The sequence below is a fragment of the Streptomyces sp. SudanB52_2052 genome, assembly GCF_964272415.1.
Taxonomy (GTDB): Bacteria; Actinomycetota; Actinomycetes; order Streptomycetales; family Streptomycetaceae; genus Streptomyces; species Streptomyces olindensis.
The window spans coordinates 8,682,660-8,697,490 of record NZ_OZ186796.1; the positions used below are offsets into that span (position 1 = coordinate 8,682,660).

The following is a 14,831-nucleotide window of genomic DNA, read 5'->3' on the forward strand; positions in this document are numbered from 1 at the left end:
CTCACACGAGGCGGTGGAACAGCCGGCCATCGGCTGCGGGGCTGATCGTCGCCGCCCGCGTCCCTCCCGCACATCGACCGATCAACGCGTCCTTCGTCCACCGATCGGTGAACCCGCCCCGCTGGTCGGCTGATTCTGCCGCTACGCGGCTGCACCTACTCTGTAGGCCATGGCACTGCAACAGGCGTGGGACCGGCAGCGGTGGAAGACCATCGGACAGCACGCCTTCTTCGTCACCGTGCTCGCCCTGTCCGTGCCGGGTGCGCTGGCCGGGGCGAACATGACGACCGGCGCCGCACTGTCGCGGATCGGCCCGGCAGTGGGGCTCGCCCTTTGGTACGCGTACTGGATCGCGCTGCGCGGTGGCGCCGACCGCCCGCCGCTGCCTTACCTCGTCGGTGCCTTGTCCGCGTGGGCGGTCATGACCGTAGTGGACCCCGCGTTCCTCCCGGTGGCGATGGCGGTGCTGAGCCCGTACTTGCTGCGGTGGGCCTGGTGGTCGGCCGGCGGGGTGCTGGTGCTGGGCGCCGCCTGGTCGTGGCAGAGCCTGACCACGGACGGCTCCGTCGACGTGCGGGCGCTCACGGGATGCGTACTTGGTACCGCCGTGGCGGTCACGATCACCTGCTACGTCGCGACCCTCGATCACGAGAGTCACACGCGGCAGCGGCTCCTCGACGAGCTCACCGCCACCCAGGCCGAACGCGCGGCAGCGGAACGCCAGGCGGGCACCCTGGCCGAACGGCAGCGCCTGGCCCGCGAGGTCCACGACACGCTCACCCAGGGGTTCGCCTCCATCGCCATGCTGCTGGACGCTGCACGCGACGACCTGCCACCCGACTCCCCTGCGGCCCGCCGCGTCGAGCATGCCATGCGCACGGCCCGGGACAACCTCGCAGAGAGCCGCCGCCTCGTGCACGCTCTTCGCCCGGCGCCACTTGACCGCACGCACCTGGCAGAGGCGGTCCGTGAACTCACCGCCCGGCTCGCGGAGGAGACCGGCACCGAGGTCTACACGATTGTCACCGGCCGCCCGGCCGCCCTGCCTCCCAGTACCGAGGGCGAGTTGCTGCGGGTCGTGCAGGAGGCACTGACCAACGCCCGGCGGCACGCCCGCGCGATGAGTGTCTCGGTCACGCTGTCGTACCTCGGCGACGTCCTGGCGATCGACATCCAGGACGACGGCACCGGGTTCGCACCGGTTGCCCGGCATACGGGCGTTGGCCTGATCACCATGCGGGAGCGGATTGCCGCTTTGCACGGCACGTTCGCGGTCGAAAGCTCCCCGGGCGAGGGTACGACCGTCGCCGTCACGGTGCCACTCCCGGTCGAGCCTTCCGCCTCCGACCCCTCAGCCGTGTCGGGCACCGAGCGTATGGCCCCGGCGTCATGAGGACGTCGGCCGGTCCCACGATCCGAGTCCTCCTCGCCGACGACCACCCCGTGGTCCGTGACGGGCTTGCCGCCATGCTCTCCACCCAGCCCGATCTCACGGTCGTCGGCGAAGCCGCCACCGGCGCCGAGGCACTGCGCCAGACTGCCTCACTCGCACCCGACGTCGTGCTGATGGACCTGCAGATGCCCGGCATGGACGGCACGACCGCGACCGCCGCCATCCGTGCCGCCCACCCCGAGGTGCGGGTACTCGTCCTGACCACCTACGACACGGACGCCGACATCACTGCCGCCGTCGACGCCGGCGCAGTCGGCTACCTGCTCAAGGACACCGGACGACACGAGCTCTGCGAGGCGGTTCGTACCGCGGCTCGGGGAGGCGCGGCACTGTCGCCCACGGTGGCCGCCAAGGTCCTCGCCCATATGCGCGGCGACCGGGGCGCCGGCTTGTCCGGCAGGGAGCTCGAAGTCCTGTCCGCCGTGGCCCGGGGGCAGAGCAACAAACAGATCGCCCGCGCCCTGCGCCTGTCGGAGGCCACTGTCAAGACCCATCTGCTGCACATCTACGCCAAGCTCGACGTCCGCGACCGGACCGCCGCCGTCACCGCCGCACTGGGCAGGGGAATCATCCGCATGGACTGAAGGCCTTGCTGAAGACACAGGGGCATGGGGCAGTCCGGTGGGAGAGAGGTCGCGGCGTCGCGCCGCCCGGGAACACGAAGCACCCCACAATCGTGGGCTCGGCAGCCGGGCTGGCGAGACCGAGCAGAACGCCGGAGACCAGCGGCCGTATGGTGACGATACTGTCTTCACCGACTGGTCACGGAATTACCCCAGTTGACTTCCTGCGCCTCGGTATCCCACCAACACTCAGGACAAGCACGGCGACGAACCGCTCTTCGTCGCCGGTCTGTTGGACACAGGAGTTGCACCGGTCCAGGAGCGTCCCGTTGAGCCCGGATGGTGGCGTACGGCCAGGGCAGGGCCTATACCGAGGGCTGCATGGGCCGCTTATGGCCGCTTTTTCGGGGTGAGGGCCGGGCCTCATTGTGCTTGGGCCGCACGCGGGTGCCCGCGTGGTGCAGGATCCGATCGACGGTGCCGACGGAGTAGCTGCACTCCGCAGCGAGGTCCGGCACCGTGACGCCGGCCTCGTACCCCGCAGCACCTCACCGTCGTCTGTGGCGCCCAACGCCCCGACGCCGCGCTGGAACGCCGATTGCTCGACCAGAACCGACGGCTGGTGTCCACGAAGCCGCGCATACTGGTGCGAGTGGTACGGCTTGCCGGCCAGCACGGTTTATCGCCTCGCAGAACTCCGCGAGGCTGCTGCGTTATCAAGGCTGTCGCCGCCGGAGATCTCTGGCCCCGCTACGGCGACACACCCCTCATGACCTGCGCTGTACCAAAGTGCCAACCATTTCGCTGATTCTGCGGCTCCGGCCGCTGAAGCTACTTGGCATCAGTGCAGGTCGTGAGCGTGGCCTGGTGCCAACTAAGGCGCCCGGTCACACCGTGTGACGAGGATTTTCATCACCTCGATGCATGTGGATCGAGCCGCGTTCGATCGGTCCCGGGGTACGGGACTCCGAGGTTCATGCCCGCTATCGGTGGAGACCGGTGGTTGCTGCCCGTACCCCGGTGTCACCGAGGCGTTGAACCGCCTGGCCGAGGCAGTCCCGCTGATCATCATCACCAACAGCGCCTTCGAGTGGAACATCGTCTGCTCGATCCCCCACCTGCGGCGGCCAAGGCGTCCGCTGGACTCAAGCCCAAACCCGTCCGGCACCAACCGAGCACACCAAGGGAAACGACGTATGCCTCTTGGCCGAGGGTCAGCGCAGCCGGTCCTTGGCCTTGTAGTACGCCCCGGCGAAGGGCAGGAACCAGGCGGTGCCGTTGTAGAACGGCACCGGAACCTTGGGGAAGCCGAAGCCGCGCATGGGGTTGGCCTCCGGGTGGCCGTCCATGACCTCGGCCATGGCGCGGCCCATGTAGGTGGCCATCTGGACGCCGTGGCCGCAGTAACCCATGGAGTAGTAGAGGCCGTTGTCCTCGCCCGCGTGCGGAACGCGGTCGTAGGAGAAGCCGACCATGCCGCCCCATACATAGTCGATCTTCACCCCGGCCATCTGCGGGAAGATCTCGGTCATCTCCCGCTTCAGGACGTCACCGCTCTTGATGTCCGAGGCGGGGTCCGAGGGGGCGAAGCGGGCCCGGCCGCCGAAGGCCAGGCGGTTGTCCGGGGTGATGCGAATGTAGTGGCCGATGTTCTTGGAGGACACGACCACGCGGTTGTTGGGAATGAGCTGCCTGGCCCGCTTCTCGCCCAGTGGCTCGGTGACGATGACGAAGCTGCCGACGTTGATCAGCCGCTTGCGGAACCAGGGCAGCGACTTGTCGGTGTAGGCGTCGGTGGCCGCCATGACCTGCGTGGCGCGGATGGTGCCGTGCAGGGTTTCCACCAGGAAGCCGCCGCCAGGGAGGCGGGTGAGGCCGGTCGCGGCGTTGCGTTCGTGGATCTGAGCCCCGGCGCGTTCGGCGGCCTCGGCCAGGCCATGGACGTATTTGCCGACGTGAAGGTGCGCGCTGAGCGGGTCGAGCAGGGCTCCGTGGTAGTAGTCGGAGCCCAGCTCGGCACGTAGATCGCTCTTGCTCAGCAGCGTGGTGTCGTGACCGAAGTTGTCGGCCAGGTCGCGCTGCTTGGCCCGCATGCTCTCGAAGTGCCGCGGCTTGAACGCGACGCCCAGACGGCCTACGCGGTGGAAGTCGCAGTCGATCTGCTCCTTGACCGTCAGCTCCTCCACCAGGTCCACCGCCTCGCGGAAGGCGTCGTACAGTTCCCGGGCCCGCGGCTGCCCGTAGCGCTTGCGCGCCTCGGCCGGGTCGATGGTGATGCCCTGGGTGCACATGCTGCCGTTGCGTCCGGAGGCGCCGGAGCCGACCTTGTCCTTCTCCACGAGGACGACGTGGGCGCCCTTGAGTGCCGCGTGGTAGGCGGTGGACAGGCCGGTGAGGCCGCCGCCGATGACCACCAGGTCCGCCTGCTCGGGCAGGGGCTTGCCGGTCCGGTCGGGGAAGGCGGGAGCTGTGTCGAGCCAGTAGGGGATCTGCTTCATGACGTACGTCCTCGGGTCTTCTGGTGGTCCAGGGGGTGTTGTCCGGGTCCCGGCTTCAGCAGCCGAGCAGGGCCGGCAGGCCGGACAGGTCGGGCAGCTCGTCGAAGGGCTGGTAGTCGGCGCTGCCGCGGGCGCCGATGGAGCCGTTGTGGCCGTAGCGGTTGATCCACACGCGGCGAGCGAGGCCGAGATCGCGGGTGGGGATGAGGTCGTACTCCCAGCCCTGGGCGACGTGGATGACCTGGGCGGGGTCGATGTCCATGGTCTGGAAGGCGTACTCGAAGGTCTGCCGGGACGGCTTGTACGCCTTGGCCTGCTGGGCGGTGATGACATGGTCGAACTCGACGCCCATGTGGGCCAGGTTCTGGGCGATGAGGTCGTCGTCCGTGTTGGAGATGATGGCGATCTCGTACCGGGACTTCAGCGCCCGCAGGGCGGCCGGGACCTCGGGGTGGGGGCCGAAGGTGGGCACGGCCGCGACCAGGGCCTCGCCGTCGGACTGCCGGTACTCCAGGCCGTGCAGACGCATCGCTATCTCCAGGCTGGCGGGCAGCAGCTCGCGGAAGGGGCGGTATGCCTCCAGGACGGCGTGGAACCGCATGATGCGGAAGTCGTCGAGGAACTCGTCGACGTTCAGACGGTCCAGGTCCAGCCGGTCGGCCAGGACCTTCAGGGTGGTGGGGCCGAGCTGGAAGTCGACCAGGGTGCCGTAGGCATCGAAGGTGACGATCTGGCGCATGGTGTTCAACCTCTTTCCTGGCATATGGGACACCGGGTTCAGGAGGCTGCCGAGGCGTTGGGGCAGCGACCTGTTTCGGGGGATGGGGGCTGAGGGGTGCCCGAGGGGCCGCCGCTGGAGGACGAACCCCCGGGCAGGGCCGGGGACGACGCATGCTGATCAGGTGGTCGGCGGCAGCATCGTTACTGCGCCGATGCGATGAGCCTCTCTCCGGCTCGAGGTGTTGCGTCAGTGAAGCACTGTGGAGAATCCGGCAACAAGGGACGTGAGGCCGCGAGATCGACCGCGCATTTTGTGCGTGTGCACAATTTCTGAGAGGCACCGCGAGTGGCTCCGGCGCGGACTGCGGCCGTCGGCCGGTTGCCTCGCCCCGTCCGACGACCGGTGGATCAGGACATCGTCGCCCGGAAGCGGGCGCCCGCGTCCGTCTCCAGCCAAGCCAGGGCGAGGACCAGCCGGGCGGCGTCGTTCGGTCGGGACAGCTTCAGCCCGGTCGCCTCTTCCGCGGCCTGCAGGCGATTGCCCACCGTGTTCCGGTGACGGTAGGTGCGTGCGGCCACCTCCGCGACCGAGCCCAGGTCGAGGTACCAGCGCAGGGTCTCGACGATGCTGTCGCTGTCGCGCAGCTCGAGCAGTGGGCGCAGCACGCCGGTGGCCATCGCACCGGTGAGCTCCTCCTGCGCCGACATGATCGCCCCGATCCAGTGGCCCTCCACGTGCCGCACTCCGGGCTGCGCGGAGCTGCGGATCGCGGCACGTGCGAACCGGATGCCCCGCGCCGTCAGCGCCAGGCCGGGGACTTCCGCGACGCCGCAGCGCCATGGGGCGAACGGCCGCAGCATGGCCAGCACGGCCTCTTCATCGCGCCGTCCGTGACCGATGATGCCGAGGAGCTCGTCGCCCATCCATCCGAAGTGACGCAGCAGGCCGCCCCGACGCAGCGCATCGTCGACCTGGGACACGGCCGGGTCCCCGGTAGGAACGGATTCGACCACGACCACGGTCAGGGCGACGTTCTCGGAGAAGCCCAGCAACGTGGAGGCCTCGGCGACGATGGAGGGATCCTGCTCCCCTTCCAGGACCAGGCGGGTGAAGGCACGGTTGCGCACCTCCGCACGATGGCTCGCCAGGTCGCGCTCGGTGCGGCGGTAGGCGTCGACGACCTCGACGCTGTTGGCGTCCGTCGCCTCCCAGACGCGGATCAGCCCGTCGAGGAAGTCGGGATCGGCGCTGATGCCACGTGCTCGCCCCTCTGCGAGCACGGCCTCCCACAGGGTCCTGAGGTCCAGCTGGAAGGAGTGCATCAGAGCGGTCAGGGGAAACGCCTGCTCCGCTCGCTCGCGTCCCACGTCCTCGGTGGCGCGCGAGACCGTCCGGGGCACGGGACCGCCGGCCAGCCGGGTCAGGGCGAGTTCGAGGGTTCGTCGCATCCCCTCCCGTTTCTGGACCGGGTCCCAGTCCGCCGACGCGTAGGCGGGCTCCTCGGCTTCCAGTCGTTCGAGAGCACGAGAGGTCAGTTCGTCGAGTCGTTCTTCGAGGAGCCGGCGCGCGATCGCCTGCACGGCGTCGTGGCGGGCCCCGCCCTGACGGCGTCCCGGGCCGCTCATGAGGACCGCCTCTCCCGACGACAGCCGTCACCGGACGGATCCGGGGCCGTCTCCGGGTCATGCCGCTGACATGCCGGTGGGGCTCCCTGGCAGTGATTGTGCACAGGCACAAAATACGGGGTCGATGTCGCGGCCTCGCGTCCCTTGTTGCCGGATTCTCCGCGGGGTTTCATCTGACGCATCACCTCGGGCGGGAAAGAGCTTGTGACATGACCACGCACTTGGAGCAGCTAATGGCACTTCCGTTAGCCACCTGATCCCCAGTCCGTCACCTTGAGCAGGCGCGCTGCTGAGGGCGCAGCGTTCCTCGGGTCAGTGTCAGCGCTTCGCCAGGCAGAGCGGGATCGAGACCACCCAAGACTCCGGCAGAGACTACGCCGAGCTCAAGGCGAGGGTCGAGGACCATGAGGACACCGATGGACCCTGCCGAGGCGCTACGCGGGGTGCTCGCCGCCAACGTCACCTGGGAAGCCATGACCGCCGCCGCGTGAGCTGATGACCGGTCTCGATGAGCGCTCCGCCTTTGACGGACGACCCGCCTCGGACCTGATCGCCGACCAGGTGGTGGAGAGCGTCCTGGCCCGGGTCCCACTTGGTCGAGGTCTGCGTAGCCCCAGAAGCGATCGAGACACAGCCGCGGCAGCCCTGCCCGCCGCCCCCGGGAACCGCAATCGATCGACCTGAGCGTCGTGACACAGGCCCACGGTGAGTGATGAGCGACCTGACGACGAGAGAGAGAACGCACCGATGACCTCAGCGACCAACACCGGCCAGGACGGAACGACCATCCCCTGTCACACCGGCCCACTGCCGGGCTCGCTCCTCGATCACGTCCTGCGGCAGTCCTTCGGACTCGAGGGATATGTCCAGCACCCACTGGGCGGGGAGATCGACCAGAACGTCCGGATCACCGGCGACGACGGCATGCGCTACTTCGTACGGGTCACCCGCGCGGAGCCGGACTCGGCCGACGTCCTCTGGCAGAACTCGCTCCTCCAGCATCTGGCCTCCACCGTTCCCGGCCTTCCGGTGCCACGGCTGGTCCCGACACGCGAGGGGAAGTTCCTCGCCGCCGTCGTCCACGAGGGCCGAACGCACGTGGTCCGCGTGATGAGCTGGCTTGAGGGCCGGGTCCTGGCGGAACTCGACGACCACCCCGCGGCGCTTCTGCGTCAGCTGGGAGAAGCCGCCGGGCGGCTGAGCCTCGGACTCTCCAGCGTGGAGCCACCGGTGGGCTTGGAACCGCACGACTGGGACATGCGCCGGGCCGCTGAGATCGTCGAGGCGTCGCTGCACGCCGTACAGGACGCGGGCCGACGGGAGTCGGTGCGTACGATCATGGGCTGGTACGACGATCTCCTGCCGGCCTGGGACCGACTGCCGCGGAGCGTCGTACACCAGGATCTCAATGATGCCAACGTCCTGGCCGACGCCGACGAGGACGGGGTGCTGCGGATCTCGGGCATCGTCGACCTGGGCGACTCGCTCTACAGTGTGCGCGCGGCGGAGGTGGCGATCGCGGCGGGCTACGCCATGGTCCGCAAGGCCGACCCGCTCGCCGCTGCGGCCGAAGTCGTGGCCGGCTTCCACTCGGTGCTCCCCCTGACGGCTGAGGAACTGGCGGCTGTCTATCCGTTGGCGGCCGCCCGGCTGTGCATGAACGCCGTGACGTGGACGCGCCGGGTCGCCGAGTGCGACACGCCGTACGGGCGGACCCGCATGCGACACACCTGGCCCACGATCGCGCAGGTGGCCGAGGTCTGCCCCGACGTCGCCGAGGCGACGTTCCGGGTCGCGTGCGGGCTCCCCCCGACGCGGGAGCAGCGGGCTCTGGAAGAGGTCCTGGCAGAGGCGGCCCGAGAGGGCTCCCCGCACGCACCGGCCCCGCAGCTGCTCGACCTGCGACCGGCAAGTGATCTCTACGACGAAGTCGACTGGCACGACGCGAGGGCGGTGCGAGCGAGCATCGACGACGTCCTCGACGGACGACGGCGACGGGGCTACGTGCCCCACCTCAGCGCATCGCTGCTCCTGGGGGACCGGCGCCGTCCGGGAGCCGACGAGCCCGCGACGGTTCAGGTCGGCGGCTCGCTGATCGTGGCCGACGCCGAGGAGGTTGCCAGCCCGCTGTCCGGCGTCGTCGAAGCCCGCGGTGGCGCCGGGATGCCGTTGGTACTGCGACATGCGGTCGAGGGGCGGGAGTTCTGGACGTGCTGGTGGGGACTCGACGACACGCCGCCCGTCGCGGCGACGGTCCCGGCCGGGGCGCCGTTGGGACGCGCCGCGGCGAGCGAGGAGACGGACCCGCTCGGGCCCTGCGTCCAGGTACAGGTCCACCGCACCGCGCGGATGGCCATGTGGCCGCCGCCTCGTGTCGTGCCGCCTTCCGCACGGCAGGTGTGGAGCCACCTGTCACCCGACCCCGCCCGGCTCCTCGGGTTCACCGAGTCCTCCGCCGCGGCCCCCACCATCGACGACGTCGTCTCAGTGCGCCGTCGCCACATCGCTCGCTCCCAGCGCAACTACTACCGCACCCCGATGAACCTCGTGCGCGGGCGGGACGTGTGGTTCCACGACGAGGACGGCCTGGCCTATCTGGACTCGCTGAACAACGTCACCCACGTCGGCCATGCCGAGCCACGGGTGACGGCCGCCGCCACCCGACAGATGCGCAAGCTCAACACCAACAGCCGTTTCGTCTACCCGCAGATCGCCAGTTACGTACAGAAGCTGGTGGCCACGCTGCCCGACCCGCTCGAGGTCGTCTTCCTCGTGTGTACCGGCAGCGAGGCGAACGACCTGGCGCTGCGGATCGCCCGCCAGGTGACAGGTCGTCAGCACATCGTCAACATCGACGGCGCGTACCACGGAAACACCGGTGTGGTGACCGGGATCAGCCCGAACCGTTACAAGGGCCCCGGCGGCGCCGGGGCACCCGCGACCACCCACGAGGTCGTCATCCCGGACCGCTACCGCAGCACCTACGGGTACGACGACGCGGACGCCGGAGTCAAGTACGCGCGCGACGCCGCGGCTGTCATCGAGCGGATCACGGCCGACGGCCGACCCCCGGCCGCCTTCATCGCCGAGTCCCTGATGGGATCGGGTGGGAACATCGTGTTCCCCGACGGCTACCTCGACGGCGTGTTCTCCGCTGCCAGGCGGGCGGGTGCCCTGTGCATCTCCGACGAGGTCCAGGTCGGCGTCGGACGACTCGGGCCCTGGTGGGGGTTCGAGCTCCAGGGGGTGGTCCCGGACATCGTCACGATGGGCAAGCCGCTCGGGAACGGGCATCCCCTCGCGGCGGTGGTCACGACCCGGGAGATCGCCGACGCGTTCGACACGGGCATGAAGTACTTCAACACCTTCGGCGGCAACCCGGTCTCCTGCGCGATCGGCGAGGCCGTGCTCGACATCGTCGAGCAGGACGGGCTGAGGGAGAACGCCGTGAGCGTGGGCGGGTACTTCGCCCAGTCGCTGCGCGAGCTCCAGCAGCGCCAACCGCTCATCGGTGACGTACGGGCCGCAGGCCTCTACCTCGGCGTCGAACTGGTCCGCAACCGCACCACCAAGATGCCGGCCACCGAGCAGGCCTTCATGGTCACCGAGCTCATGAAGGAGCGAGGCGTCATCGTCTTCCCCAATGGCGTGCACGACAACGTACTGAAGATCAAACCGCCCATGACCTTCCGCCGCGAGCACGTGGATCTCTACGTCGACGTGCTGGACGAGGTCCTGTCCCTGCCCGAGCTGCGCTCGGCCGTTCAGTCCTGAGACGGGTAACCGTCCACTGAGGCAGGGAACGAGAGTGGCCCGCGAAAGCGAGAAGTGCCCCGCGGGCCGGCTTCTCCGGCCAGGGCTTCTAGCCCTCGCCCGCCATGGGCGGCATCGCCGCGGACCTCGCCCTGGAGCGCCGCGCCTCCCAGTCGATCGACTTCATCACACAAACGGCCGTTCCACGGCCTGAGTCAGAAAGAGAAGACACATGACCCTGACCATCGGCGCGCTGAGGGCCGAGCCCGGCCAGAAAACCCGCGGGACCCTGCCCGCCGACCTGGGCACCACGACGGTGGACGTCCCCCTGATCCTCGTCAACGGGTCCCGTCCCGGCCCGAGGGTCGTGATCACCGGTGGCGTTCACGGCGGCGAGTTCATCCCCGTCGACGCCACCACCCGCCTGGCCGGGCTGCTGGAACCGGACGAGATCGCCGGCCAGCTGGTGATCTGCCCCGTGTCCAACCCCCCGGCCGTCTACGGGGGCAGGCTCAACATCTCCCCGCTGGACGGCGTCAACATCAACCGCGTCTTCCCCGGCGACAAGGACGGCGGCCCCACCGACCGGATGGCGGCCTGGCTCTTCGAGCACCTGATCGACGGCGCCGACGCCTACGTGGACCTGCACAGCGGCGGCATCGACCAACACCTGCTCGACTTCGTCGGCTACCGCCTGACCGGGGACGCCGAGCTCGACGCGAAGAACAAGGCGATGGCCCACGCGGTCGGATACGAGCTGGTCATCTTCGGCACCAGCGCCGACGGCGGCAACAGCCACGCCGCGGCGAACCGGCAGGGCATCCCCGCGATCCTCGTCGAGACCGGCCAACTCGGCGACCGCGACCCCGCCACCGTGCGCAGGCTCCTCGACGCCCTCTACCGGATCCTGCACCACCTCGGAGCCATCGAGGCGTCGGAGCACATCAAGCAGCCGACCGTGCAGCCACGGGACTGGATGTGGACGGGCGACGTCGAGTCTTCCGTCGCAGGCCTCTGGTACCCGGACGCGGTCACCGGCGACGAGGTGACCGAGGGACAGACCATCGGCCGCATCATCGACCCGGTCGACGGCACCGAGCACAAGATCACCGCCAACGCCACCGGAAAGATCGTCTACAACATGAACGGACTCTCCGTCCGCCCCGGCACGCACCTCGCAGCCATCGCCGCCCCGCACCACTGACGGGACTCCTTCCAGGAGAATTGTCTGGAAGAGCGATCCGGTTTCTGGCCCCGCTATGGCGACGCACGCCTCATGACCTGCGCTGTACCGAAGTGCCAATGATTTCGCTGACTCTTGCGGCTCCGGCTGCCGAAGCCACTTGGTATCAGTGCAGGTCGTGAACGTGGCCTGGTGCCAACTAGCGAGCCCGGTCACACCGCAACCCGCAGTCGGCGCGAGACCTGCGGCCGATGTGCCACGCCGGGCACGCGCAGGCCGAGGTGGACGGTTCCGGTCCGGATGATCCGGAACCGGGCGGCGCGCCTGCCCTCCTCGAAGAGACGCTCCCTTTCTGCATCCGGCGCGGCCGGCGGGCCCTTCGTCTCCGGCTGTTCCTCCCGGAGACGCGGCACCACGGGCCGCCCGGGCACCCTCATGGGCCGTTCGGCCTCATCGCGGACCTGGCGAGGCCTCGGCGCCTCCGCCGGGGGTGACACTGGTCGGCAGCGACCCGCACACCCGACCCTCGGAGCCGCGAAGGGGGCAGCCGTATGACGGCCTGGACGTGGGAGTACGAGGGATACGATCCCGCGCACGAGCGTGTGCGGGAGTCGCTGTGCACGCTCGGCAACGGCTGCTTCGCCACGCGCGGGGCCCTGCCCGAGTGCACGGCGGACGACGTGCACTACCCGGGCACCTACGCGGCCGGCTGCTACAACCGTCTCACCTCCGTCGTCGCGGGCCGGCACGTCGAGAACGAGGACATGGTCAACCTGCCGAACTGGCTGCCGCTCCGTTTCCGGACCGCGGGCGGCGCGTGGCTCACGCCCGACACCGCACCGGTACTGAGCCACCGTCAGACCCTAGTCCTGGAGTCGGGCCTGCTGGAGCGCGTGACCCGTTACGGCCTGGACGGCGGACGGGTGCTGTCGGTACGGCAGCACCGTCTCGTGCACATGGCCGATCCGCATCTCGCCGCCCTGCGCACCGAGTTCACCGTGGAGGGTGCCACCACGGAACTGGACGTCGAGGCGGCACTCGACGGCGGGGTCACCAACGCCGGAGTGCGCCGCTACCGCAGCCTCGATGGACGCCACCTGACCCATGTGCACACCGGCACCGCCCACCCCGGCACCGTCTGGCTGCGCTGCCGTACCCGGACTTCGGACATCCGCATCGGCATGGCCGCCCGGCTGACCGCCGACGCACCGGTCGCCGACACGCACGAACCTCCGCGGGCGCTCCAGCGCGTGACCCTGGTCCTGGAGCCGGGCCGTACCGTGACCGTCGACAAGACGGTGGCCCTGCACACGTCACGCGACCCGGCGATCAGCGACCCGCTCCAGACCGCCGTCGACCGCGTGACCACCGCCCCCGGCTTCGAGGAACTGCTGGAGTCGCACGCGACCGCCTGGGGCCAGCTGTGGCGGCGGGCCGAGATCGATGTCCCCGGGGAGCCGGGAGCCATCCTGCGGCTGCACCTCTTCCACGTGCTCCAGACCCTTTCCCCGCACACCGCCGACCTGGACGTGGGCGTACCGGCCCGCGGACTGCACGGAGAGGCCTACCGCGGGCACATCTTCTGGGACGAACTGTTCGTCCTGCCCTACCTCAACCTGCACTTCCCCGAGGTCTCCCGCGCCCTCCTCCACTACCGCCACCGGCGCCTGGACCGGGCCCGCGCCGCCGCGCGGGCCCTCGGTCGGCGCGGCGCGCTGTACCCGTGGCAGAGCGGCAGCGACGGACGCGAGGAGACCCAGCGCCTGCATCTCAATCCCCGCTCGGGACGCTGGCTGCCCGACCACTCCCACCTGCAGCACCACGTGGGATCGGCCATCGCGTACAACGTGTGGCAGTACTGCGAGGCCAGCGGTGACGCGGAGTTCCTGCACACCAAGGGCGCCGAGATGCTGCTGCAGATCGCGCGCTTCTGGGCCGACTCGGCCACCTGGGACGAGAGCCTTCGACGGCACCGCATCCGGGGTGTGGTCGGCCCGGACGAGTACCACGAGGCCTATCCCGGCGCCGAGGCCCCCGGCCTCGACGACAACGCGTACACCAACGTCACGGCCGCGTGGGTCCTCACCCGCACCCTGGAGGTGCTGCGCGACCACCTCCCCGAGCCGCGGCGGCGCGAACTCCTGGAACGGGCCGCCCTGGAGGAAGGCGAGCTGGAGCGGTGGGAGAACGTCTCCCGCACGCTGCACGTGCCCTTCCACGAGGGCGTCATCAGCCAGTTCGACGGCTACGGCGACCTCGCCGAACTCGACTGGGAGGGCTACCGGAAGCGGTACGACGACATCCGCCGGCTCGACCGGATCCTGGAGGCGGAGGGCGACACCGTCAACCGCTACAAGGCGTCGAAGCAGGCAGACGTGCTGATGCTCGGCTACCTCTTCTCACCCGGGGAACTCCAAGACCTCTTCCGCCGCTTGGGTCACCGGCTGGACGAGCGGATCTGGCGGCGCACCGTCGACCACTACATGGCCCGCACCAGCCACGGCTCCACGCTCAGCGGTCTCGTCCACGGCTGGATCCTGGCCCGGGCCCGGCGCACCGAGGCGTGGACGTTCTGCCAGGAGGCCCTCAGAGGCGATGTGGCCGACCTGCAGGGCGGAACCACCGGAGAGGGCATTCACCTGGGCGCCATGGCCGGCACCCTCGACCTGGTGCAGCGGGGTCTCACCGGGCTGGAGACCCGCGCGGGGGCGCTGTGGCTGGACCCCGTTCCGCTGCCGGAGCTGTCGTCGTACGGCTTCTCGCTGCAGTACCAGGGCCACTGGGGTGTGCGGCTGCGGCTGGAGAGCGGTCTGCTGGAGGTCGCCGTTCCGCCGTCCGACCTCCCGCCGATCGACGTGCGACTGCCCGACCGCACGATCGGCGTCGAGCCCGGGGAGACGAGCCGGCTGCTGCTTCCGGACTGACAGCCGCGCGACGCCGCGGACCAGGACGGATCAGGTCCCGGGGCCTCGGAGATCGCGGGCCAACCCCGGCCGCCCAGTCGCCGATCTGCTCGAGATCGCGGGCTGCCAACG

General features: G+C 69.7%; 8 protein-coding genes. 5 read left to right on the forward strand and 3 right to left on the reverse strand.

From position 1 onward, the window contains the following. The first annotated feature begins 169 nt into the window (after window positions 1-169). Both ACSUPV_RS39090 and ACSUPV_RS39095 read left to right on the forward strand, forming a co-directional pair. On the forward strand, window positions 170-1,393 hold the full coding sequence (locus ACSUPV_RS39090) for a sensor histidine kinase (RefSeq protein ID WP_436949659.1): 1,224 nt from the start codon (window positions 170-172) through the stop codon (window positions 1,391-1,393). Continuing rightward, entirely contained in the window at window positions 1,390-2,037 is a 648-nt protein-coding gene (locus ACSUPV_RS39095) for a response regulator (protein ID WP_133916588.1), read from the forward strand. Before ACSUPV_RS39090 ends, ACSUPV_RS39095 begins: the two co-directional genes overlap by 4 nt. Window positions 2,038-3,230: 1,193 nt before the next feature. Here ACSUPV_RS39095 and ACSUPV_RS39100 read toward each other — a convergent pair. From ACSUPV_RS39100 to ACSUPV_RS39110, 3 genes are all read right to left on the reverse strand, one after another. Further along, window positions 3,231-4,514, reverse strand: coding sequence for an NAD(P)/FAD-dependent oxidoreductase (locus ACSUPV_RS39100; protein ID WP_037758146.1), 1,284 nt, complete (start codon window positions 4,512-4,514; stop codon window positions 3,231-3,233). Between the two features lie 55 nt (window positions 4,515-4,569). Further along, window positions 4,570-5,253, reverse strand: coding sequence for a haloacid dehalogenase type II (locus ACSUPV_RS39105; protein WP_359787480.1), 684 nt, complete (start codon window positions 5,251-5,253; stop codon window positions 4,570-4,572). Window positions 5,254-5,642: 389 nt separating this feature from the next. After that, window positions 5,643-6,860, reverse strand: a complete 1,218-nt coding sequence (locus ACSUPV_RS39110; protein ID WP_436949660.1) for a helix-turn-helix domain-containing protein — start codon at window positions 6,858-6,860, stop codon at window positions 5,643-5,645. A 747-nt stretch (window positions 6,861-7,607) separates the two neighbouring features. On the opposite strand from ACSUPV_RS39110, the gene ACSUPV_RS39115 reads away from it, so the two are divergent. The 3 genes from ACSUPV_RS39115 (at window position 7,608) to ACSUPV_RS39125 (ending at window position 14,720) form a co-directional block, all read left to right on the forward strand. Then, window positions 7,608-10,634 carry an aminotransferase class III-fold pyridoxal phosphate-dependent enzyme gene (locus ACSUPV_RS39115; RefSeq protein WP_436949661.1) on the forward strand — a complete coding sequence of 1,009 codons (3,027 nt, stop codon included), beginning with the start codon at window positions 7,608-7,610 and terminating at the stop codon, window positions 10,632-10,634. A 211-nt stretch (window positions 10,635-10,845) separates the two neighbouring features. Further along, on the forward strand, window positions 10,846-11,817 hold the full coding sequence (locus tag ACSUPV_RS39120) for a succinylglutamate desuccinylase/aspartoacylase family protein (RefSeq protein ID WP_436949662.1): 972 nt from the start codon (window positions 10,846-10,848) through the stop codon (window positions 11,815-11,817). Between the two features lie 530 nt (window positions 11,818-12,347). After that, window positions 12,348-14,720 carry a glycoside hydrolase family 65 protein gene (locus tag ACSUPV_RS39125; protein ID WP_382616095.1) on the forward strand — a complete coding sequence of 791 codons (2,373 nt, stop codon included), beginning with the start codon at window positions 12,348-12,350 and terminating at the stop codon, window positions 14,718-14,720. Window positions 14,721-14,831 lie beyond the last annotated feature (111 nt).